Source organism: Methylorubrum sp. GM97 (assembly GCF_024347855.1).
GTDB lineage: Bacteria > Pseudomonadota > Alphaproteobacteria > Rhizobiales > Beijerinckiaceae > Methylobacterium > Methylobacterium extorquens.
The window spans coordinates 1,901,162-1,922,448 of record NZ_AP025942.1 but is presented as its reverse complement, the minus strand read 5'-3'; the positions used below and the strand labels follow the sequence as shown (position 1 = coordinate 1,922,448).

Annotated in this window: 17 protein-coding genes and 1 pseudogene; 7 read left to right on the top strand and 11 right to left on the bottom strand. The window is 70.8% G+C overall.

Features of this window, described 5'->3' with window-relative positions; all coding sequences use genetic code 11:
• Position 1: 1 nt before the first annotated feature.
• The 6 genes from MSPGM_RS08955 to MSPGM_RS08930 all read left to right on the top strand — a co-directional run bounded on the left by MSPGM_RS08955 (position 2) and on the right by MSPGM_RS08930 (position 6,675).
• A complete protein-coding gene (locus tag MSPGM_RS08955; protein WP_003603490.1) occupies positions 2-1,390 on the top strand; it encodes an FAD-binding oxidoreductase in 1,389 nt (462 codons plus the stop codon).
• On the top strand, positions 1,387-1,974 hold the full coding sequence (locus MSPGM_RS08950; RefSeq protein ID WP_003603492.1) for an NAD(P)H-dependent oxidoreductase: 588 nt from the start codon (positions 1,387-1,389) through the stop codon (positions 1,972-1,974). Before MSPGM_RS08955 ends, MSPGM_RS08950 begins: the two co-directional genes overlap by 4 nt.
• 39 nt (positions 1,975-2,013) lie before the next feature.
• Positions 2,014-3,573 carry a class I adenylate-forming enzyme family protein gene (locus MSPGM_RS08945; RefSeq protein WP_209688617.1) on the top strand — a complete coding sequence of 520 codons (1,560 nt, stop codon included), beginning with the start codon at positions 2,014-2,016 and terminating at the stop codon, positions 3,571-3,573.
• Entirely contained in the window at positions 3,573-4,391 is an 819-nt protein-coding gene (locus tag MSPGM_RS08940) for a creatininase family protein (protein WP_043766016.1), read from the top strand. The genes MSPGM_RS08945 and MSPGM_RS08940 overlap by 1 nt, the downstream gene beginning before the upstream one ends.
• Entirely contained in the window at positions 4,381-6,027 is a 1,647-nt protein-coding gene (locus tag MSPGM_RS08935; protein ID WP_012752583.1) for a CocE/NonD family hydrolase, read from the top strand. Before MSPGM_RS08940 ends, MSPGM_RS08935 begins: the two co-directional genes overlap by 11 nt.
• A 366-nt stretch (positions 6,028-6,393) precedes the next feature.
• Positions 6,394-6,675, top strand: a complete 282-nt coding sequence (locus MSPGM_RS08930; RefSeq protein ID WP_003605180.1) for a hypothetical protein — start codon at positions 6,394-6,396, stop codon at positions 6,673-6,675.
• A gap of 76 nt (positions 6,676-6,751) precedes the next feature.
• Here MSPGM_RS08930 and MSPGM_RS08925 read toward each other — a convergent pair whose 3' ends face one another.
• Complete coding sequence (locus MSPGM_RS08925; protein WP_012752582.1) at positions 6,752-7,825, bottom strand: BMP family ABC transporter substrate-binding protein; 1,074 nt, start codon at positions 7,823-7,825, stop codon at positions 6,752-6,754.
• A 336-nt stretch (positions 7,826-8,161) separates the two neighbouring features.
• On the opposite strand from MSPGM_RS08925, the gene MSPGM_RS08920 reads away from it, so the two are divergent.
• Positions 8,162-8,974 carry a sulfite exporter TauE/SafE family protein gene (locus tag MSPGM_RS08920; protein ID WP_003605176.1) on the top strand — a complete coding sequence of 271 codons (813 nt, stop codon included), beginning with the start codon at positions 8,162-8,164 and terminating at the stop codon, positions 8,972-8,974.
• Between the two features lie 345 nt (positions 8,975-9,319).
• Here the strand turns inward: MSPGM_RS08920 and MSPGM_RS08915 are convergent, their stop codons facing one another.
• The 10 genes and pseudogenes from MSPGM_RS08915 to MSPGM_RS08870 all read right to left on the bottom strand — a co-directional run bounded on the left by MSPGM_RS08915 (position 9,320) and on the right by MSPGM_RS08870 (position 21,266).
• The gene (locus MSPGM_RS08915) at positions 9,320-10,882 is read right to left on the bottom strand and encodes an ABC transporter ATP-binding protein (protein WP_003605174.1); all 1,563 of its coding nucleotides are present in this window, start codon (positions 10,880-10,882) and stop codon (positions 9,320-9,322) included.
• Positions 10,883-10,889: 7 nt separating this feature from the next.
• Positions 10,890-11,609 (bottom strand): cysteine hydrolase family protein, encoded by a 720-nt coding sequence (locus tag MSPGM_RS08910; RefSeq protein ID WP_003605172.1) that lies wholly within the window; start codon positions 11,607-11,609, stop codon positions 10,890-10,892.
• Positions 11,606-12,634 (bottom strand): formamidase, encoded by a 1,029-nt coding sequence (locus tag MSPGM_RS08905; RefSeq protein WP_209688618.1) that lies wholly within the window; start codon positions 12,632-12,634, stop codon positions 11,606-11,608. Before MSPGM_RS08905 ends, MSPGM_RS08910 begins: the two co-directional genes overlap by 4 nt.
• 9 nt (positions 12,635-12,643) lie before the next feature.
• Complete coding sequence (locus tag MSPGM_RS08900) at positions 12,644-13,564, bottom strand: ABC transporter permease (protein ID WP_003605169.1); 921 nt, start codon at positions 13,562-13,564, stop codon at positions 12,644-12,646.
• A gap of 22 nt (positions 13,565-13,586) precedes the next feature.
• Complete coding sequence (locus MSPGM_RS08895; RefSeq protein ID WP_261926349.1) at positions 13,587-14,744, bottom strand: ABC transporter permease; 1,158 nt, start codon at positions 14,742-14,744, stop codon at positions 13,587-13,589.
• Between the two features lie 172 nt (positions 14,745-14,916).
• Positions 14,917-16,023, bottom strand: coding sequence for a BMP family ABC transporter substrate-binding protein (locus MSPGM_RS08890; RefSeq protein ID WP_003606733.1), 1,107 nt, complete (start codon positions 16,021-16,023; stop codon positions 14,917-14,919).
• 198 nt (positions 16,024-16,221) lie between these two features.
• A pseudogene (locus MSPGM_RS08885) lies at positions 16,222-17,147 on the bottom strand (ABC transporter permease).
• Positions 17,144-18,235 (bottom strand): ABC transporter permease, encoded by a 1,092-nt coding sequence (locus tag MSPGM_RS08880; RefSeq protein ID WP_261926348.1) that lies wholly within the window; start codon positions 18,233-18,235, stop codon positions 17,144-17,146. The pseudogene MSPGM_RS08885 and the gene MSPGM_RS08880 overlap by 4 nt, the downstream one beginning before the upstream one ends.
• Before the next feature lie 62 nt (positions 18,236-18,297).
• Entirely contained in the window at positions 18,298-19,902 is a 1,605-nt protein-coding gene (locus MSPGM_RS08875; RefSeq protein ID WP_261926347.1) for an ABC transporter ATP-binding protein, read from the bottom strand.
• Entirely contained in the window at positions 19,902-21,266 is a 1,365-nt protein-coding gene (locus MSPGM_RS08870; RefSeq protein WP_003606848.1) for an 8-oxoguanine deaminase, read from the bottom strand. The genes MSPGM_RS08875 and MSPGM_RS08870 overlap by 1 nt, the downstream gene beginning before the upstream one ends.
• Positions 21,267-21,287: the final 21 nt, after the last annotated feature.

Below are 21,287 nucleotides of genomic sequence, written 5' to 3'. Positions count from 1 at the left end.
CATGACGGGCCGCCCCTCCCCCGACGCCCTCGCGGCGCTCAAGGCGGATCTCTCCGGCCGCGTCGCCCTGGTCGAGGAGCCGGCGCGGGTGCGCAAGCGCTCGCGCGACTTCTTCTGGTACTCCCCCGTCCTCGACGCCGAACTGAAGGGCCTGTCCGGCGACCTCGTCGCCGAGCCCGCGAGCGAGGCCGAGGTGATCGCGGTCGCCGCCTCCTGCGCCCGGCACGGCGTGCCGCTCACCGTGCGCGGCGGCGGTACCGGCAATTACGGGCAGGCGGTGCCGCTGCATGGCGGCGTGGTGCTCGACGTCTCCGGCCTCGACCGGGTCGAGTGGCAGCGCGACGGCGCGGTGCGCACCGGCCCTGGCCTCCGCATGAACCGCCTCGACGGCCTCCTCGCAGAGGGCGGCGAGGAGATCCGGATGCATCCCTCGACCAAGCGCACGGCGAGCATCGGCGGCTTCATCGCCGGCGGCTCGGGCGGGATCGGCTCGGTAAATTACGGCCAGTTGCGCGAGCGCGGCAACATCCGCGCCGCCCGCGTGGTGACGCTGGAGCCGGAGCCGCGGGTGCTGGAACTGACCGGCGACGCGGTCAACGGCGTGGCGCATGCCTACGGCACCACCGGTATCGTCACGGCGCTGGAGATGCCGCTCGCGCCGGTCCATCCCTGGATCGACGTCATCGTCGCCTTCGACGACTTCCTGACGGCCGCCGAGGTCGGGCTGGCGGTCGGCCGCGACCCCGCGATCACCAAGAAGCTCGTCACGCCGATTGCCTGGCCGCTGCCGCAATGGTTCACGCCGCTGCGGGCGCAGTGCCCGCCGGGGCAGGCGATCCTGATCGCGATGGTGTCGGAGGCGAGCCTGCCCGCCTTCCGGGCGACGGTGGCGCGGGAGGGCGGCACGATCACCCTGGAGACGCCGCTCGACGATTCACCGGGCCACACGCCGCTCTACGAATACAGCTGGAATCACACCACGCTGCAGGTGCTCAAGACCGACCGGAGCTGGACCTATCTCCAGAGCCTCCACCCCGCCGACAGGCTGATGGAGAGCGTTGCCGAGATGGCGGCGCTGTTTCCCGACGAGATCGTGCCGCATCTCGAACTGATCGAGTTCGCCGGCCGGCTCACCTATGCCGGTATCCCGCTCCTGAAGTTCACCGATGCGGAGAGGCTGAACCACATCATCGCGGCGCACGAGGCGCGCGGCGTCTGGATCGCCAACCCGCATGTCTACACGCTGGAGGACGGCACCCGGCACAAGCGGGCGGAGACCGACCAGCTCGGCTTCAAGCGGCTGACCGACCCGATGGGCCTGATGAACCCGGGCAAGATGCGGAGCTTCACGCCCGCCGGCGTGGCGACCGGGGCGGTTTGTTTCACGTGAAACGCATTCTTTACCTTTACTGCCACCCCCTGCCAGAGAGCTTTCACGGGGCGATCCGCACGGCCGCCCTCGACGGGTTGGCGCGGGCCGGGCACGCGGTCGATCTGCTCGACCTCTACGCCGAGGGCTTCGATCCGGTCCTGACCGCGGAGGGGCGGCGCCACTACCACGACGTGACGGTGAACCAGCGGGGGCTGGAGGATTACGTCGCGCGCCTGCGCGCGGCGCAGGTGCTGGTGGTGCAGTTTCCGACCTGGTGCTTCGGCCCGCCGGCCATGCTCAAGGGCTTCATCGACCGGCTGATGATGCCGGGCGTCGCCTTCGACCTCTCCGATCCGCGGCATGTCCGGCCGACCCTCGACTCACTGGAGCGGATCGTCGGAATCGTCACCTACGGTCGCCCGCGCTGGATGGCGCTGGCGATGCAGGACCCACCCCGCCGGATGGTGACACGCTACCTCCGCTGGTTCGCCGCCCGCCGGGCCCGCGCCGAGTACCTCGCGCTCTACCACCTGAACGTCGCGTCCGATGACCGCCGCCGCGCCTTCATCGAGCGCGTGCGGACGCGGATGGAGCGGCTTTGAGGCCAACGATCACCCGCATCCCCTGACCGGAGTCCCGCCATGCTGATGCATCGTCTCCCCACGCTCGGCGCCGAGCGCCATCCCGACCGGCCCGCCTTCCACTGGGTCGATCGCGACCGGGGCCTGACTTATGCCGGCGCGGTCGATGCCATGGAGCGGATGGCGGGCGCCCTGCACGATGCGGGCGTGGGCAAGGGCGATCGGGTCACGATCTTCGCCCATAACGGGCTCGACTACATCGTGGCGATGCTGGGCGCCTGGCGGATCGGTGCCATTGCCGCCCTGGTGAACGTGAAGTTCGCCGACGAACTGACCGACTACTTCGCCGACCACACGCCGAGCGCGGTGGTCTACACCCACGACATGGCGGCGCAGGTCGCCGCGGCCTGCGCCGCCCTCGGCACGGTGCGTGCCTGCCTGTGCATGGACGGCGCGCAGGACGGCGCCCTCTCCCTGCCGGAGATGCTGGCGGCCGGCCTGCCGGCACCGCCCGATCCCGGCGACGAGACCGCCATCGCCCACCTCTCCTACACCTCGGGCACCACGGGTAAGCCGAAGGGCGCCTGCTTGCGCCACGAGCCGACCGTGCGGGCCTCCCGCTGCATCGGCGAGCGGCTGCGGCTGCGGCCGGGCGACGTCTCGTTCGGGCCCTCGGCGCTTTCCAGCTCCTACCAGCTCGTCGCCAACCTGCTGCCGCCGCTCGCCGTCGGGGCCGCGATCAACGTGATGCGCTTCTGGACGCGGGAGGGCGGCTACGACGCGCTCACCGCCCGCGGGGCGACCAGCCTCGTCGCCAACCCGCCGATCCTCGACGACGTGCTGCAGGAGGCCCGCCGCCGCGGTGGTCCCCCGTCGTCGCTGCGCCTCGGCATCTCCGGCGGCGGGCCGGTGCCGCCGACGCTCAAGGCGGCGTGGCGCGACGAACTCGGGCTGCCGCTCGTGGAAAGCTACGGCCAGAGCGAACTCGGCGGCTTCATCGGCCTCGGCTACCCGGAACTGGAGCCGGACGATGCCAAACTCGGGCGGGTTGGGCCGCCGCTGCCCGACAAGGAGGTCTTCATCCTCGGGCCCGACGACCGGGTGCTGCCGCCGGGCGAGATCGGCGAGATCGCGCTCACCGGCGGCTTCATGGCCGGCTACTGGGGCAAGCCGGACAAGACGGAAGCCGCGACCCGCGGCGGCTACCTGCGCACCGGCGATCTCGGGCTCCTCGATGCCGAGGGCTGCGTCACGCTGCGCAGCCGCCGGGCGGAACTCGTCGAGGTGGCCGGGCGCCTGTGGTATCCGCGCGATGTCGAGGAGGCGCTCTCGGCGCAGCCCGGCGTGGCGCAGGCGGCCCTGGTCGGCGTTGCCGACCCGGCACTCGGCCAGCGGCCGGTCGCCTTCGCCCAGGCCCAGCCCGGCGCCGCGCTCGATGCGGCGGCGCTGAAAGCCGCGATCACCGGCCGGGTCGCCTACGACCTCGACCCGCTCGTCCTCGTCGTCGTGCCCGAGATGCCGATGACCCCGACCGGCAAGATCGCCAAAGCCGATCTCGCGCGGTCCGACCTCGCGCGGAGGGCGGCCGAGAGCGCCGCCAAGAACGCGCAGGCGGCGTGATGCGCCCCGCCTCGCGCTGGTGGTGGGATCTGACCACGGGAGACTTTTCGCGCCTCGACTGGGGGCCGCTCGTCGCGATCCTGCCCGTGGCGGCGGTCGAGCAGCACGGGCCGCATCTGCCGGTGCGGGTCGATGCGGCGATCAACGCTGGCATCCTCGCCCGCGCCGTGGCTCTGATGCCCGACGACCTGCCGGCCCTGGTCCTGCCGATGCTGCCCATTGGCAAGTCGAACGAGCATCATGCCTTCCCCGGCACGCTCAGCCTCTCCCACGAGACCCTGGCGCGCCTGTGGATCGAGACCGCCGAGAGCGTGCACCGCGCCGGCTGCCGCCGCCTCCTCATCCTCAACAGCCATGGCGGGCAGCCGCAGGTGATGGAAATCGTCACCCGCGAGTTGCGCGTGCGGCTCGGCATGCTCGCGGTCGGCTGTGGCTGGGGCGGGGTGACGCCGATGGACGACCTGTTCTCGCAGGCCGAGCGGCGCCACGGCATCCATGGCGGCGAGATCGAGACCAGCGCGATGCTGGCGCTCCACCCCGACCTCGTGCGGATCGAGCGGGCAGACGACTTCGTGCCGCTCTCGGTCGAGATGGAGCGGGCCGGCGGCCTGCTGACGCCGGAAGGCCGGGTCGGCTTCGGCTGGATGGCGCAGGATCTCCACCCGTCCGGCGTCAGCGGCAACGCGGCGGCGGCGGATGCCCGGCGTGGGGCCGAACTGGTGGAGCGCGCCGCCGCGGGCGTGGTGCGGCTGGTGCGCGAGATCGCGGATTTCCCGCTCGAGCGGCTGGGTTCCGGAACCGCCTTCGATGCCCGCTGACCCGCTCCTGCCGGTCGCCGAGCCCGCCACGGCGACGCTGACCCTTCCCGACGGCGTCGTTCTCGCCGCCGATGTCTGGCGCCCGGCCGGGCCCGGCCGCCATCCCGTCCTCCTCATGCGCCAGCCCTACGGCCGCGCCATCGCCTCGACGCTGACCCTGGCCCATCCCGCCTGGTACGCCGCCCGAGGCTACATCGTCGTGGTTCAGGACGTGCGCGGGCGCGGCGGCAGCGGCGGCGCTTTCCGCCTGTTCGAGCACGAGGCCGAGGATGGCGCGGCGACCCTCGCCTGGGCGGCGGATCTGCCCGGATCGGACGGCCGGGTCGCGACCTACGGCTTCAGCTATCAGGCGGTGACGCAGTTCCTGGCTCTCGCGGGCGCGCTGCGCGCGGGCACCAAGCGACCCGACGCGATCGGGCCGGCGATGGGCGGCTGGAGCATCCGCGACGACTGGGCCTTTACCGGCGGCGCCTTCGGCCTTGCCGGCAATATCGGCTGGGCCTGCCAGATGGGCGCCGAGGCCGCCCGGCTCCGGGGCGACGCCGCCGCCTTCGCGGCGCTCGGCGCGGCGGCGCGCGGCACGCCCTGGAGCGGACCGGTCGCGGCCCATCCCGAGGCGCTCGCGGCGCATGCGGCCGACCACCACTATTTCGATTGGCTCGGCGACGATCCGGCCACTTGGGACCGGATCGCCCCGGCCCGCCGCCTTGCCGGGAGCGACCTCGCCGTGCCCGGCCTGCATGTCGGCGGCTGGCAGGATTTTTTGCTCGACGGCACGCTCGGCGCCTACGACGCCTTCCGCGCCGGGCCGGCGCCGCAGCGTCTGCTGATCGGGCCTTGGACGCATTCCCCCTGGGGCCGCCGGGTCGGCAGCCTGGATCTCGGGCCGGATGCGGTCACGCCGGTCGATGCCGCGACGGTCGCCTTCCTCGATCACGTGCTTCGCGAGCGCGAGGATCCGGGTCCGCCCGTCCGGCTCTTCGACGTGGGGGCTCGCGATTGGGCCAGCTTTTCCGAATGGCCGGACCCCGAACCGACGGCGCTGTATCTCGCCTCGGACGGTCTCGCCGCGACCGCTGCGAGCGGCCGGCTCGTGGCGGCGCCGGGGGAGGCCGGCGAGGACCGCCTCGTGCACGATCCCTGGCGCCCCGCGCCGGTCGTCGGCGGACCTTGGGGGTCGCCGCCGGGCTATCAGGACCGCGCCGCCCTCGACGACCGCAGCGACGTCGCGGTCTATGACGGCCCGGTGATCGCTGCGCCCCTGCAGCTCGCCGGCCGCGTCGCGGCGGAGGTGTTCGTCGAGACCGCGGCGGCGAGCCACGACCTGCACGCCACGCTCTCCCTGGTGGAGCCGGACGGACGCGCCGTCACCCTCACCGCCGGCCATCTGCGGGTGGTCGAGGCCGCCGCCCCCGGCCGCCGGCGCATCGCCATGCGGGGCCTGTGTTGCACGCTGTACCCCGGGCAGCGCCTACGCCTGTCGCTCCAGGCCGCCGCCTGGCCGGCCTTCGCCGTCAATCCGGGAACCGGGAGCCGCCCGGAGGCGGCTGCGGCGATGCAGGCGCAGGCGATCGTTCTCGCCCTGCGCCACGGTGCCGAGCGGCCGTCGCGACTGCTGCTGCCGGTGCTCAGGTGAGCCGCGTGATCGGTCCCGGCGGCACGGCCCTTGCTGACGCCGATCAGTGCAAACGGTGGCCGCGACGGCCCCCGCGGGAGCCTCGACGATGCGCGTGAAATGGGCCTTTTTCGGCCTCAGCCTACCCCTCCTCGCTTGGTTCGTCGCAGCCTTCTGCCTCGGCAGCGGCATCGCCACGGCGCCCGGTGCCCGTGCGCAGGGCACGGTGACGCCGCCAGCCGGCCAATCGCGTGTCACCGCTCCGGGCGGGCGGCGCGGAAAGGCCGCCCGTTCGCACCGGAAGCGTCATCGGTAAGGCGCTTCCTGGGGTTCCTGCCACCCGGCGACATCGCGCGCCCCCTCCTCCGCAACCGGAAAGTTCGTCCCATGCGTACCATCACGACTGCCACGCTCGCCCTGGGCGTCCTCGCGGGCCTGGGAGTGGGCCTGGGCAATGCCGCCTTCGCTCAAGGATCGACCGGCGCCCCGGCCGGTCAGCCGGGGGCAACCGCCCCGGGCGGCACGGAAGGGGCCGCCGCCCTCTCGAACGAGCAGGAGGCGATCCGCTCGGGCGAGGCGATCCCGGCGACGCCCGGCACCGGCGTGCCGATCGAGACGGCCCCGCCCCCGGCCGGGGAGCACCATCGGACGCACCCGCCGCGGCCCTGACCGGCATCGAAACGCGAAGAGGCGCCGCCGGATCGCTCCGGCGGCGCCTCCATTTTCAGGGCCTTCGCGCCCGCTTCTACTGCGTCAGCCGGTCGTCGATCCCCTTCACGTACCAGTTCATGCCGAGGATCATCGGGTCGGGGGCCTGCTCGCCCTCCTTCACTGCGACCGAGCCGTCCTGCTTGAGCACCGGCCCCTGGAACGGGTGGATCTTGCCCTCGACGATCCCCTTCTTGGTCTCCTCGGCCAGCGCCTTCACGTCGTCGGGCATGTTGGTGAAGGGTGCCAGCACGACCATGCCGTCCTTGATGCCGGCCCAGGTGTCCCCGCTCTTCCACGTGCCGTCGAGAACGGCCTTGGTCTCGGCGATGACGTAGCCGTTCCAGTCATCGACGATCGAGGTGAGCTGTGCCTTCGGGGCGAAGCGGTATTGGTCGGAGGACTGGCCGAAGGCGAGCTTGCCGGCCTTCTCCGCCTCCTGAAGCGGCGCGGCGGAATCGGTGTGCTGGGTCAGGATGTCGGCGCCCTGGGCCAGCAAGGCCTTCGCCGCCTCCGCCTCCTTGCCGGGATCGAACCACGTGTTCACCCAGACGATCTTGATCTTGATGTTCGGGTTGACCGACTGCGCGCCGAGCATGAAGGCGTTGATGCCGCTCACGACTTCGGGGATCGGGAAGGAGGCGATGTAGCCGATGGTGCCCGACTTCGACAGTTTGCCGGCAATCTTCCCGCAGATGTAGCGGCCCTCGTAGAACCGGGCCGAGTAGGTGGAGACGTTGTCGGCCCGCTTGTAGCCGGTGGCGTGGGCGAACTTCACCTTGGGGAATTTCTTGGCGACCTTCAGGGTCGGCTCCATGAAGCCGAAGGAGGTCGTGAAGATCAGGCCGGCGCCCGAGCGGGCGAGTTTCTCGATCGAGCGCTCGCTGTCGGCCTCGGGCACGTTTTCGAGGAAGGTCGTCTCGACCTTGCCGGGCAGCGCCTCCGCCAGCGCCTTGCGGCTGAGGTCGTGCTGGTAGGAATAGCCGTAATCGGCGACCGGGCCGACATAGACGAAGCCCACCTTGAGCTTGTCCGCCGCCCGCGCCGGAGCCGCCGCGACGGCCGCGCACAGGAGTGCCCCGGCCACGCGCGTGACGATGCTGCCCATCATGAGTGTCTGCCCCTTTTCGGCGGCGTTGTCCGCCGCGGCTTGCCGGCGCCGCGCATGGGCGCCCGGGGGAATTTCAGAGCAAGACCAGGGCCAGGAGGGGGCGCGGGAGACGCTGAGCGGATGCTGACACATCCCATCAATGACCATCAGCGGTTCGGCTGGTTTTTGGGCATGGAGATCAATGCGCCGGTCGGGCGTCAAAGCCATGCTGATCCCGCACTGCCGGGCAGCGGGCCCCTGTGGCGATCGCTGACGCGAAGGCACGCCCGCGCGCTTGGCAGGCCGTAATCGAGCGCGGCTCGATCCTACGGATCGGGTCGCACGGAGCATCGGACCATGGATGACCTCGTCCTTCGCATCATCATCTTCGCGATCGTTGGCTTAGTCTCCGGCTTCATATCCGGATTGTTCGGCATCGGCGGCAGCACCGTGCGCCTGCCCATTTTCATTTATCTGCTTCCCTGGGTCGGCATTGAACAATCGGTCCTGATGCACGTGGCATCGGCAACATCCATGGCGCTGGTCATACCCAGTGCGATCACCGCGACCCGCAAGCAATATGCGCTCGGGAACCTCGATGTCGGGTTTTACAAGACATGGGTGATCGGTCTCTTCATCGGTGTTGCCTTAGGGGCAATCTTGCTTCCGCATGGATCGACTGAAATCCTGCAGACCCTGTTTGCGGTCTATATCCTTCTGGTCGGTTTCTACATCGCTTTCGGCCGTGGGCGCTTTTCGTCCAGAAGCAAGCCGCCGTCGGGCGGCAAGAGGATCGGCATCGCTTCGTTCGTCGGGCTCGTCGCGGCTTTGACCGGAACAAGTGGCGGTACACTGACGACGCCGATCCTGAGCACCTGCGGGCTCGCTCTCGAAAAGGCGATCGCGATCGCCTCCGCCACCGGACTGGTGACCGGAAGCATCGCGACGATCGGAGGCATCCTCTCCGGATGGCATGCCCCGGATCGGCCCTCCTATTCGCTCGGCTACGTGGACCTCGTCATCTTCGTCGTGATGATGCCGACGGTGATGATCAGCGCGCCCTGGGGCGTCTCCGTCGGCGAGAAGTTTAGCGAGACGACGCTGCAGCGGACCTACGCGGCGCTGCTTATCTTGGTCGGCTTGGATCTCCTGCGGCGGCTGGCGTTCTGACTCGCTCGTGCGGGGCTTCGTGTCGGTGACCCTGGATCGAGGGTAGGCCGGATCGGGGAAGGTCACAGTCACGGGCGGTCGATCGCCGAGCGATGAGTGCGGCCGGACGCGGCTGGAGATGTGCTGCCAAAGGCCAATTCCGGCCTGCGGATGCCGGAGCCACGGCACTCAGGTCCCCACCTTGTCGTGCCGCGAACCTTCCGAGCCGTGGTCGCGAAGGTCTGGAAGGGGTTCGGACGCTTGGAGCGAACTCGGATAGGCAACAAGGTTCGCGCGGGATCGAAAGATGCCGGTCCACGGTCAGATGGCTGAGATTGACCCGACGAACCTGACCGCGTCCCCAGCCTAGTGATGCCCGGCCATGTGGCGGCCGATCACGCCGGCCTCGGCCGCGGCGGCCGGCGTTTCGTAGACGAGGCGTCCGTCCGACATCACGCAGATGCGGTCCGACAGTTCGAGAATCTCGTCGAGATCCTCGCTGATCAGCAGCACGGCGGCGCCGGCGTTCCGCGCCGCCACGATGCGGGAGCGGATCTCGGCGACCGCTGCGAAGTCGAGGCCGAAGCAGGGATTGACCACGATCAGGAGATCGACCGGGTCGGTGAGTTCGCGCGCGAGCACGGCGCGCTGCACGTTGCCGCCTGAGAGCGTGGCGATCGGCGCCTCCGAGGAGGCGGTCTTGACCTTGAAACGGGCGATCAGATCCTTGGCCCGCCGGCTCATGGCGCGCCGGTCGAGCCAAAGGGTCGGCGGACCGGCGGGATCATCGCCGCGCCGGTCGAAGGCGCGGAAGGCGAGGTTTTCGGCCACCGACATCCGCGGCGCGCAGGCGTTGCGCAGGGGCTCCTCCGGAATGAAGCGCACCCGGTGCCGGCGGCTCTGCGCCCGCGTGCCGCGATAGGGCTCGCCCTGGACCGCGACGCGCCCGCCCGTCGCGCGGATCTGGCCGCCGAGCACGTCGGCGAGTTCCTTCTGCCCGTTGCCGGAGACGCCGGCGATGCCGACGATCTCGTGGGCGCGCACGCGCAGATCCGCGACATCGATCCGCCGCAGGCCGGAGGCGTCGGTGGCGGTCAGGCCGTCCACCCGCAGGATCTCGCGCGCGGCATCGGGCTCGCCGACCCGCGCGGCGATCGTCCGCACGGTACGCTCGCCCACCATCATCGCCGCCATGTCGTCCCGCGACAGCGCGCCGACCGCGCCGCCGCCGACCAGCCGCCCGCGGCGTAGGACGCTGAGCGTGCGGGCGAAGGCTTCGACCTCGCGGAACTTGTGGCTGATCATCAGCACCGTGAGCGCGCCCGCATCGGCCATGCCGCGTAGCAGGCCCAGCACCTCCTCGGCCTCCGCCGGCGTCAGCACGGAGGTCGGCTCGTCGAGGATCAGGAACCGGGCCTTGAGGTAGAGCTGCTTGACGATCTCAAGCTTCTGCCGCTCGCCGGCCGCGAGTTCCGCCACCGGCCGGTCGAGGTTCAGCCGGAACGGCATCCGCGCCATGAAGTCGGCCAAGGCCGCGCGCTCGGCCTTCCAGTCGAGGATGGCGGGGGCGTCGGCCCGGCCGATGACGAGGTTCTCGGCGCCGGTCAGCGAGGGCACCAGGGTGAAATGCTGGTAGACCATGCCGAGGCCGCGCCCTTGCGCGCCCTTCGGCCCGGTGATCTCGGCCTCGCGGCCATCGACGAGGACCGAGCCGGCGGTCGGCGCGTAGAAGCCCATCACGCATTTGACGAAGGTCGACTTGCCCGCGCCGTTCTCGCCGAGCAGGGCGTGGAAACCGCCGGCCTCGATCTTCATCGAGACGTCGTCGAGGGCGGTGAAGCCGCCGAAGCGCTTCGTCATGCCGACGGTCTCGACCGCAAGGGCGCCGGAGCGTGCGCCGGACGGGACGGGGTGCGCGGAAGCCGCCATGGTGGCCTCAGCCCATCGCTGCCAGGATCGCCTCGGACGAGGCCACCGCGCCGAACACGCCGCCTTGCATCGTCACCATCTTCAGCGCTGCCTCGTGGTTGCCCCGGTCGGTGGCGGCGGTGCCGTCGGAGACGATCACGCATTCGAAGCCGCGGTCGTTGGCCTCGCGCATGGTGGTGTGGACGCAGACATCCGTGGTGATGCCGGTCAGAATCAGGTTGCGGATGCCGCGCGTAGCCAGGATCAGTTCGAGATCGGTGGCGCAGAACGAGCCCTTGCCCGGCTTGTCGATCACCGGCTCGTCCGGCAGCGGCGCCAGCTCCGGGATGATCTCCCAGCCCGGCTCGCCGCGCACCAGCACCCGCCCGCAGGGACCGGGATCGCCGATCCCCGCCCCGATCCGGCGCGAGCGCCAGCGCTTGTTGTCGGGAAGATCCGCGAGATCCGGCCGATGGCCCTCGCGGGTGTGGATCACGGGGTAGCCGCTCTTCCGCGCGGCGGCGAGGAGTTGCGCAATCGGCTCGATCGGCGCGCGGGTCAGGGCGAGGTCGTAGCCCATGGCATCGACGTAGCCGCCCTTGCCGCAGAAATCGATCTGCATGTCGATGATGACGAGCGCCGTCGTCTTCGGATTGAGCGAACCGTCATAGGGCCAAGGGTAAGGCTCGGCGGCGACGAAGCGTCCGCTTTCGGCTGCAGCGGCGGAGGGGAAGGGGATGACGCTCATTCCGCCGCCTCCCGCGCCGCCGTCGTCTGGCCCTCGCCGTAGGCGCGGGTCGGGGCGGGGAAGCCGCACGAGGTGCCGTCGGTCACCTTCACTGCATCCTCCCACGGCACGCGGTAACGGCCGGCGGCGAGGTCGTGCATGTAGGTGTAGGGGCAGTCGGCCGCGCCGCCCTTCACCGCCGTGTAGCCGCGGTGGCCGAGCTGGTAGATGTTGTTCTCGACGCCCCAATGCGCCCGCGCCTCGCGGACCAGATCCGGCCGCACCTCGGCGGTGATGATCTCGTCGACGCGACCGGTGGTGCCGTGGGCGATGACGGTGCCGTCGAAGTTGACGATCATGCCTTCGCCCATGGAGTCGAAGGTGCCGTCCGAGCCGCACATGCAGACATTGGCGGTCACCATCAGGTTGCAGAAAGCATTCGACTGGTTGGTGAAGCGCCAGGATTCGCGGATCGGCGCGGTGTAGCCGGCCGTGCGGATCATGATCTCGGCGCCCTTGTAGGCGCATTCGCGCGCCATCTCCGGGAACATGCCGTCGTGGCAGATGATGAGGCCGATCTTGGCGCCCTTCGGCCCCTCGATCACCGGGATGCCGAGATCGCCGGGCTCCCAGGGTTCGACCGGCACCCAGGGGTGCATCTTACGATAGTAGAGCTTCAACGCGCCGGTGTCGTCGATGATGAGGCCGGAATTGAACGGGTTGCCGTTCGGGTTGGCCTCCATGATCGAGAAGCAGCCCCAGATCCGGTTGTCGCGGCAGGCCTGTTTGAAGGCCGCGACCTCGGGGCCGTCGAGGGTGCACAGGATCTCCGGGCTGGTGTCCATCGACAGCCCGTGCAGGGCGTATTCGGGGAAGACGACGAGATCCATCGTCGCGAGGTTGGCGCGCGCCTTGGCGACCATCGCGACGATGCGGTCGGTCTGTGCCTTGAGGTCGGCCCTGGTGGCCACGTTCGGAAGCTGGAGCTGCACGAGGCCGAGCACGACGCCGTTCGGGGATTTGTTCAGTCCGCCGAGACCGTTCATGGGGATTCCTTACTTCAGGGACAGCTCGCCCGGCGCGCCGGCCAGCGCCCGGTCGGGCGAGGAGGTGGCGATCAGGAGCGCCAGGGTGAGGATGTAGGGAGCGGCGTAGAACAGGTAGTAGCCCTGCGAGATGCCGACCGATTGCAGGGCGGGCCCGAGTGCGCCGGCGCCCCCGAACATCAGGGCGGCGCCGAAGCAGGCGAGCGGATTCCAGCGGGCGAAGATCACCAGCGCCACCGCCATCAGCCCCTGCCCGGACGAGATGCCCTCGTTCCAGGAGCCGGGATAGTAGAGCGAGAGATAGGCGCCGCCGATCCCGGCGAGCACGCCGCCCGCGGCGGTCGCCAGGAGCCGTACGCGGTCGACGTCGTAGCCCATGGCCCGCGCCGCATCCGCGCTGTCGCCGACGACGCGCAGGATCAGGCCGGCCTTGGTGTTGCGGAACGCCCACCACAGGAACACCGCCAGCGCCGCGCCGGCCAGGAACAGCACGTTGACGCGCAGGGCCGCCTGCACCTGCGGCAGGTCCGACCAGAAGCCGAAGGGAATCGCCGGCAGCGGCGGGGCCGAGGGCTGGATGAAGGGCTTTCCGAGAAAGAAGGCGAGGCCTGAGCCGAACAGCATCAGCGCGATGCCGATCGCCACGTCGTTGACGCGGGGGAAGCGGCAGATGAAGCCGTGCAGCAGGCCGAAGGCGCCGCCCGCGAGTCCCGCGACCGCGACGCCTGCCCACGCGCTCCCGCTCAGCACGGCGGTGGCGTAGGCCGACATCGCCCCGAAGACGAGGATGCCCTCCAGCCCGAGATTGATGCGTCCCGAGCGCTCGGTGATGGTCTCGCCGAGGCTCACGAACAGGAACGGCGTCGAGACGCGGATCGCGCCGCCGACCACGGCGAGCAACACGGTCCCCAGGCCGAGATCGTCGCTCATTCCGTCGGCCCCCTACCGGCTTTCACGATGCCGCCCCGCGCTTCTCGGCCCAGAGATGCGGGCTGAACAGCTTGAAGCGCCCGTAGAGCGTCTCGCTGACGAGCACGACGAGGAAGAGCAGCCCTTCGAGCACGAGGACCGTGGCGTCGGGCAGCTGCATCCGGCGCTGGATCAGCCCGTTCGAGGCCTCGATGCCGCCGAGCAGGAAGGCCACGGGCAGGATCGCGAGGGGATTGTGGCGGGCGAGGAAGGCGACGAGGATGCCGGTATAGCCGAAGCCCGCATTGAGCGAGGCGTTGGCGTTGCCGTGCACCGCCGCGACCTCGAAGAAGCCGGCCAGCGCCGCGCAGGCGCCGCCGAGCGCAGTGAAGCCGACGACGAGCCGCCCGACCGGCAAGCCCTGGATCTGCGCGGCCCGCACGTTGCCGCCCGCGATGCGCGCGGCGAAGCCGATCGTGGTGCGCTCGGTGAGCCCGTAGGCGGCCAGGCAGGCGAGAACGCCGATGCCGAGGCCCCAGTGAACCTCAAGGCCCGGCATGGGGCCGACCGCGAACGCCTCGCCGATCGGCCAGGTGGAGGGCTTGTTGAGGCTGCCCGCGTCGCGCAGCAGTCCCTCGATCAGATGGTTCGAGAGCGCGATCGCGATGTAGGACATCAGCAGGCTAGCAATGGTCTCGTTGACGCCGCGATAGGCGCGCAGCGCGCCGACGGCGCCGATCCAGGCCGCCCCGGCCCCTGCCGCGGCGAGCGCCATCAGCGGCACCGCGAGCATCGGGGGAAAACCCTGAAGCGGCTGCGCCGCTGCCGCCGCGGCCACGCCTCCGAGCACGATCGCGCCCTCGCCGCCGATCACCACGAGGCCGAGCCGGGCGGGCAGCGCGACGCAGAGCGCGGCGAGGAGCAGGGGCGCGGCGCGCTGCAGGCTGTTCTGGAGGGCGAAGGGCGAGCCGAAGCCGCCGCGCCAGACGAGGTCGAGGAAGGCGAGCGGGCTCTTTCCGAGGGCGAGCAGGAAGAGGGAGAACAGCAGGAAGCCGGTGATGACCGCTCCGACCGGGATCGCCAGGGCCTCGGCCCAGCGCGCGAGCCAGGCCCGAGCCTGGAGCGAGGCCGGCGGATGGTCCGGGCCGCTCACGGTGCTCTCGACGAGCGGCAGTGCGGGGGCGGTGGTGTCAGCAGCCATCGCTCAGTCCTCGCCCGCGGAGCGGCAGAAACCGTGCCAAGCCGGCCCTCACCGCCCCGCCCCGAAGCGCAGCCCCGCCCGCGCCGCGCGACGGCAGGACGGATGATGCGCGGGGGCCGTTCTCGGGGGAGCCCGGGATCCGCTTGCATCCGGCGGGATGGCGGAGGCCGCATCAGGCCGAGCCCTTCACACCCTCGACGAGGTAGTTGGTCTTCTCCAGCTCGATCGCGTTCTCGGCGAACGCCTTGCCGGGGCCGGCGATCTCGTTGCCCTTGTTGTCCTTGAGCGGGCCCTTGATGATGGCAAAGCCGCCCTTCATCATTTCGGCCTTGACCGCGTCGGCGTTGCGGCGTGCTTCCTCGGACACCGCGGGCCCGTAGGGGCTCATCTTCACGAAGCCGTCCGGCAGGCCGCCGCGCACGAAGTTCGGGGGCGCCTTGCCCGCCTGCATGTCGGCGACGAAGCCCTTGTAGATCGAGGCCCAGTTCCACTCGGCGCCGGTGAGGTACTTGTCCTTGGCAAGCGCCGACTGGTCGGCGTGGTAGCCGCAGACGAAGGCCCCGCGCCGCGCGGCGGTCTCGACCACGACCTTGGGACCATCGACGTGGCAGGTGATCACGTCGGCCCCGCCGTCGATCAGCGCGTTGGTCGCCTCCGCTTCCTTGACCGCGAGCGACCACTCGCCGGTGAAGATCACCTGCAGGGTGATGGACGGATCGACGCTGCGCGCGCCGAGCAGGAAGCCGTTGACGTTGTTGAGCACCTGGGGGACCGGCTTGGCGGCGACGAAGCCGAGCCGCTTCGACTTCGAGGCGTGGGCGGCGACGATGCCGTTCAGGTACTGGCCTTGGGCGATGTAGCCGAAATACGAGCCGGCGTTCTTCGGGTTCGCCTCGGTCCAGAGGCCGCCGCAATGGCGGAACTGCACCTTCGGGTTCTTCTTGGCCTCGATCAGCACATGCGGATCGAAGTAGCCAAAGGACGTCGGGAAGACGAGGCTCGCGCCGTCCAGGTTGATCATGCTCTCCATGGTCTTCTGGACGTCGGTGGTCTCGCGGACGTTCTCCTCCTCGACGACCTGAAGGCCGGGAATCGCCTTGAGGGCGGCCGCACCTTGGGCGTGGGCTTGGTTGTAGCCGTAATCGTCCTTCGGCCCGACATAGATGAACCCGACGGTGAGCGGGCCGGCGGCCCGGGCGCGACCGAAGGGCAGCGCGCCGAGCGAGAGGGCGGCCGCACCGCCGAGAAGATGTCTGCGGGAGAAAGGATGGGCTGACACGAGGCGTGATCCGTCTTTCCGGGCCGGCGGCACAGGCTTGGCAGAATTGATCCTGTTCCGTGCAGAGAAAAGATCAAAGTTTCGGCATCAGAACGCGGATCAACCGTCAGGGAAAACCCTGTCGAATCGGATGATGCGCCCAAAAAGACGTCCGCATATGCATGCTTTCGCGCCATCGATCCCGCGGCGCTACCCTCCTCAACGGCTCGGGGCGAAGACGCGGCCGAGCGCTGCCGGTGCCAGCGAGCCGCCCGACGCCGCCCGAGCGACAGCAGGACGAGGGCCAGGATGGTGGCGAGGTAGGGGGCCGCCGAGAGCAACTGGCCGGGCAGGCCGAGGCCCGCGGCCTGGGCGTGGAGCTGGAGCACGGTCGCCCCGCCGAAGAGCAAAGCCCCCGCGGCCACCCGCAGCGGCTTCCAGGAGGCGAAAACCACGAGCGCCAGGGCGATCCAGCCCCGTCCCGCGGTCATCGCCGGCGCCCAGAACGGCGTGTAGGCCAGCGACAGGTAGGCGCCCGCCAGCCCCGCGCAGGCGCCGCCGAACAACACGGCGAGGAAGCGGACCTTGCGCACCTTGAGCCCGAGGGCGTGGGTCGCAGTGTGATCGTCGCCGATGGCGCGCAGGGTCAACCCGGCGCGGGTGCGCCAGAGGAACCACCACACCCCCGCGACGAGGAGGAGGGCCGCGTAAACGAAGGCATCGTGTCCGAACAGCAGCCGCCCGACCCCCGGGAGGTCGGTGAGGCCGGGGAGGTGGAGATGGGGCGCCGGATCGCGCTTCATCCCGACATAGCCGGCGCCGACGAGGCCCGAGAGCCCCAGTCCGAGGATGGTCAGTGCCAGTCCCGAGGCGACTTGATTGGCCGCCAGCCCCACGGTGAGAATCCCGAAGAGGGCGGCGAGCAGCAGGCCCGCCCCGGCCCCGCCGAGGGCGCCGAGGGCGGTCGATCCGGTCTCGGTGGCGACGGCGAAGCCGGCGGCCGCGCCGAACACCATCATGCCCTCGACGCCGAGATTGAGCACGCCGGCGCGCTCCACGACGAGTTCGCCGACGGCGGCCAGGATCAACGGGGTGGCGGCCGCCAGCACCGTGACGAGCACCATCTGGACGATGTCGAGGCTCATGGTGTCACCCGTGTGCTCGCGCCGCCCGGCACGATCCGAACGTGGTAGCGCGTGAGCACGTCGGCCCCGAGCACGAGGCCGAGCAGCAGCCCTTGAAAGGCGCGGGTCAGGTCGAGCGGCAGTTTCAGGTCGATCTGAGCCCCCTCCCCGCCGATCGTCGTGAGCGCGATGACGAGCGCCGCAAGCAGGATGCCGGGCGGGCTGAGGCGCCCGAGAAAGGCGACGATGATCGCGGTGAAGCCGTAACCGGGAGAGATCTCCGGCTGGAGCTGGCCGATCCGCCCGGCCACCTCGCAGATGCCGGCAAGACCCGCCGCGCCGCCGGAGATCGCGAAGACCGAGAGCGTCAGGCGCGCATCCGAGAAACCGGCAAAGCGCGCCGCCCGCGGGCTGGCGCCGACGGCGCGCACCTCGAAGCCGAACAGGGTGCGCGCCAGGACGAGGGCCGCGAGCACAATTCCCAGAAGGCTGATGAGCACGCCCGCATGGAGCGACTCGCCGTCCATCAGCAGCGGCAGCCGGGCGGCCTCCTCGAAGCCGACGCTCTGCGGGAAGTTGTAGCCCTGCGGATCGCGCAAGGGGCCACGCACCATGTAGTCGAGCAGCAGCTGCGCGACGTAGACGAGCATCAGGCTGGTCAGGATCTCCGAGACGCCGAGCCTGACCCGCAGCAGCGCCGGGATCATCGCGTAGGCGATGCCGGCGAGCGTGCCGGCGAGCAGCATCGCGGGCAGGATCCAGAAGGTGGGCCCCTGGAAACCGTGCGCGGCGACGGCGACCCAGCCGCCCACGAGGCCGCCGGCCACGTACTGGCCCTCCGCCCCGATGTTCCACAGATTGGCGCGGTAGCAGAAGGCGAGACCGGTCGCGATCAGGGCGAGCGGCGCAGCTTTCAGCGCGACCTCCTGCAGCGACCAGACCTCGCTCAAGGGCGCGACGAAATAGGTGAGGAAGGCCTGCTCCGGCGCGACGCCGAGGGCCGCCACCGCAATCCCGCCGATCAGGACCGCGGCCAGGAAGGCGAGCGCGGGCGCGAGCAGGTCGAGCCAGGGTGACCGGCGCGCGCGGGGGAGGAGATCAAGGCGCATCGCGCATCCCGTTCATTCCTGGCTCGCCTCTCGCACGTAGGGGCATTGGGTCCGGCGGGGGCTCAATGCACCGGCGCGGCGGTTCGGATCGCAGGCGCTGCCGGAGGCTCGCCCGTCTGCGGCTCCGGCTCGCCGGCCCCGCCCATCAGCAGCCCCAGGGCCGCGCGGCTGGTCGCAGCGGTCGGGACGGGCGGCGAGAGCGCGCCGGCATGCAGGACGGCGATGGAATCGGCGATCTCGAACAGCTCGTCGAGATCCTGGCTGATCACGACCACCGCGGCACCGCGGCCGGCGAGATCGAGCACCGCCTGCCGGATATGGGCGGCGGCGGCGGCATCGACGCCCCAGGTCGGCTGGTTGATGACGAGGATGCCCGGCTCGGCCAGGATCTCGCGGCCGACCACGAATTTCTGCAGGTTGCCGCCGGAGAGCGTGCCGGCCGCCGGGTCCGGGCCCGCCCCGCGCACGTCGAAGGCGTGGATCACCCGCCGGGCGAGCGCCCGCGCCGCCCCGAGCCGCAGCAGGCCCAGCCAAGTGAGCGGCGCGGTGGCGTGGCGGGAGAGCAGCGCGTTCTCCGACAGGGTCATGGACGGGACGGCGGCGTGGCCGTTGCGCTCCTCGGGCACGAAGGCGGCCCCGAGCCGGCGCCGGGCATTGATGCCGAGCTGGCCCGCCGCCCGGCCGTCGAGGCGCACCGCCCCGGCCGTCGGGGCCCGGCTCTCGCCGGAGAGGACGTCGAACAGCTCCGCCTGCCCGTTGCCGGCGATGCCGGCGATGCCGAGGATCTCACCGCCCGCAACAGAGAGCGCGATGTCCCGCAGCGGCGTCCCGTGCAGGCCGGGCGCGGGCCGCGACAGGCGGTCGAGCACGAGGCGCTCGGCGCGGCCCGCGCGGGCCGCCTTCGGCCGCACCTCACTCACCCCCGTGCCGACCATCATCGCGGCGAGCGAGCGGGCAGTCTCCGCCTGCGGATTGCAGGTGCCGACGACCCGGCCGCCCCGCAGGATCGTGGCCCGGGTGCAGAGGCGGCGCACCTCGTCGAGCCGGTGGGAGATGTAGAGCACGGCGCGGCCCTCATCGCGCAGGCGTGCCAGCACCGAGAACAGCACCTCCGCCTCGCCCGGCGTCAGCACCGAGGTCGGCTCGTCGAGGATCACGAGCTTCGGGTTCTGGAGCAGGCAGCGCACGATCTCGATGCGCTGGCGCTCGCCCGCCGAGAGCGACCAGACCGGCCGCGCGGGATCGAGATGCAGGCCGTAATCCGCCCCGAGCCGGGCGATCCGCTCCGCCAGCGCCCGGCCCGTCAGCCCGGCGGGCATGACGAGGGCGATGTTCTCGGCGACCGTCAGATTCTCGCACAGCGAGAAGTGCTGGAACACCATGCCGATGCCGAGCGCCCGTGCGGCCTCGGGGTTGGCCAGCCGCACGATGTCGCCCTGATGCGTGACGACGCCCTCTGTCGGCTCCAGGAGGCCGTAGAGGATCTTCATCAGGGTCGATTTGCCGGCGCCGTTCTCGCCGAGCAGGGCGTGGATCTCGCCGGCGCGGATCTCCAGATCGACCTGATCGTTGGCGGTGAAGGCGCCGAAGCGCTTGACGATGCCGTAGGCCCCGAAGAGCGGGGTCGGGCCTTCCCTTGGGCTCAGCGCAGCGGAGGCAGCCGCCATCACGCCGTTCCGAACAGGGTGCGGGCCAGCCGGCCGTGCTCCTGGCGCAGGCGCCCGGTCTCGATGCCGACGGGCTCCCCGTCGATCACCCGCCACGTGCCCGCCACCATCACCCGGTCGGCCCGGTGGGCGCCGCACAGCACCAAAGCCGCGAGCGGGTCGTGGGCGCCGGAGAAGCGGAGTTCGTCGAGGGTGAACAAGGCCAGATCCGCCTCGCGGCCGGGCTCGATCCGGCCGATATCGCTGCGCCCGAGGCAGGCGGCGGAGCCCTCCGTCGCCCAGCGCAGGGCGTCGAGATGGGTCACGGCTTCCGCGCCGTAGGTCAGGCGGTTGATCATCAGAGCGTGGCGCACGCCCTCCATCAGGTTCGAGCTGTCGCTCGAGGCCGAGCCGTCGACGCCGAGGCCGACGGGGGAGCCCGCCGCCTCCAACTCGCAGGTCCGGCACTGGCCCGAGGCCAGCACCATGTTCGAGGCCGGGCAATGGCACACGCCGACGCCGGCGGCGCCGAGGCGGCGCACCTCGTCGTCGTTGAAGTGGATGCCGTGGGCGAGCCAGGCCCGCGGTCCCATCCAGCCGACCTCTTCGAGGTAATCGACCGGGCGCTGCCCGAACGCCTCCAGGCAATAGGCGTTCTCGTCGAGCGTCTCGCCGAGATGGGTGTGCAGGCGGCAATCGTGGCGCTCGGCCAGCGCAGCGCTCTCGCGCATCAGCCGCTTGGTGACGTTGAACGGCGAGCACGGAGCCAGCCCGATCTGCACCATCGCGCCGGGTTCGGGATCGTGGAACAGGCCGAGCACCCGCTCGCTGTCGGCCAGGATCGTGTCGTCGTCCTGCACCAGCGTCTCGGGCGGCAGGCCGCCATCCTTCTCCGACAAGCTCATCGAGCCGCGGGTGACGAAGGCGCGAATACCGAGGGAGCGCGCCTCCTCGACCTGGATGTCGACGGCCGCCTCAAGTCCTCTCGGGAACAGGTAATGGTGGTCGCCCGCCGTGGTGCAGCCCGACAGCAGCAGCTCGGTATAAGCGAGCCGCGTCGCGAGCCGGAACGCGTCCGGCGTCAGCCGCGGCCAGATGGTCGAGAGCGCCTTCAGCCAGGGAAAGAGCGGCTTGTTGATCGCGATCGGGTGCGCCCGGGTGAGCGTCTGGAAGAAGTGGTGATGCGTGTTGACGAGGCCGGGGATGACGACGTGGCGCGAGGCGTCGAACGTCTCATCGACCGGGCTCGCGGGCCGGGCGCCCGCGGCCACCACTTCGGCGATGCGGGTGCCCTCCACCACGAGCCCGCCGCCGGCCCCGTCGGCGAGGATCGCCAACGGATCGCGGAGCCAGAGACGGCGGGGGCGGGTGCTCGATTCCATCATCCGGCTTCGCGTTTCCTGTCG

Bases quoted from the DNA above. Each gene is read 5' to 3' on its own strand.
- MSPGM_RS08955 (WP_003603490.1), top strand. From the start codon at position 2: ATGACGGGCCGCCCCTCCCCCGACGCCCTCGCGGCGCTCAAGGCGGAT.
- MSPGM_RS08945 (WP_209688617.1), top strand. From the start codon at position 2,014: ATGCTGATGCATCGTCTCCCCACGCTCGGCGCCGAGCGCCATCCCGAC.
- MSPGM_RS08940 (WP_043766016.1), top strand. From the start codon at position 3,573: ATGCGCCCCGCCTCGCGCTGGTGGTGGGATCTGACCACGGGAGACTTT.
- MSPGM_RS08935 (WP_012752583.1), top strand. From the start codon at position 4,381: ATGCCCGCTGACCCGCTCCTGCCGGTCGCCGAGCCCGCCACGGCGACG.
- MSPGM_RS08930 (WP_003605180.1), top strand. From the start codon at position 6,394: ATGCGTACCATCACGACTGCCACGCTCGCCCTGGGCGTCCTCGCGGGC.
- MSPGM_RS08925 (WP_012752582.1), bottom strand. From the start codon at position 7,825: ATGATGGGCAGCATCGTCACGCGCGTGGCCGGGGCACTCCTGTGCGCG.
- MSPGM_RS08920 (WP_003605176.1), top strand. From the start codon at position 8,162: ATGGATGACCTCGTCCTTCGCATCATCATCTTCGCGATCGTTGGCTTA.
- MSPGM_RS08915 (WP_003605174.1), bottom strand. From the start codon at position 10,882: ATGGCGGCTTCCGCGCACCCCGTCCCGTCCGGCGCACGCTCCGGCGCC.
- MSPGM_RS08910 (WP_003605172.1), bottom strand. From the start codon at position 11,609: ATGAGCGTCATCCCCTTCCCCTCCGCCGCTGCAGCCGAAAGCGGACGC.
- MSPGM_RS08905 (WP_209688618.1), bottom strand. From the start codon at position 12,634: ATGAACGGTCTCGGCGGACTGAACAAATCCCCGAACGGCGTCGTGCTC.
- MSPGM_RS08900 (WP_003605169.1), bottom strand. From the start codon at position 13,564: ATGAGCGACGATCTCGGCCTGGGGACCGTGTTGCTCGCCGTGGTCGGC.
- MSPGM_RS08895 (WP_261926349.1), bottom strand. From the start codon at position 14,744: ATGGCTGCTGACACCACCGCCCCCGCACTGCCGCTCGTCGAGAGCACC.
- MSPGM_RS08880 (WP_261926348.1), bottom strand. From the start codon at position 18,235: ATGCGCCTTGATCTCCTCCCCCGCGCGCGCCGGTCACCCTGGCTCGAC.
- MSPGM_RS08875 (WP_261926347.1), bottom strand. From the start codon at position 19,902: ATGGCGGCTGCCTCCGCTGCGCTGAGCCCAAGGGAAGGCCCGACCCCG.
- MSPGM_RS08870 (WP_003606848.1), bottom strand. From the start codon at position 21,266: ATGATGGAATCGAGCACCCGCCCCCGCCGTCTCTGGCTCCGCGATCCG.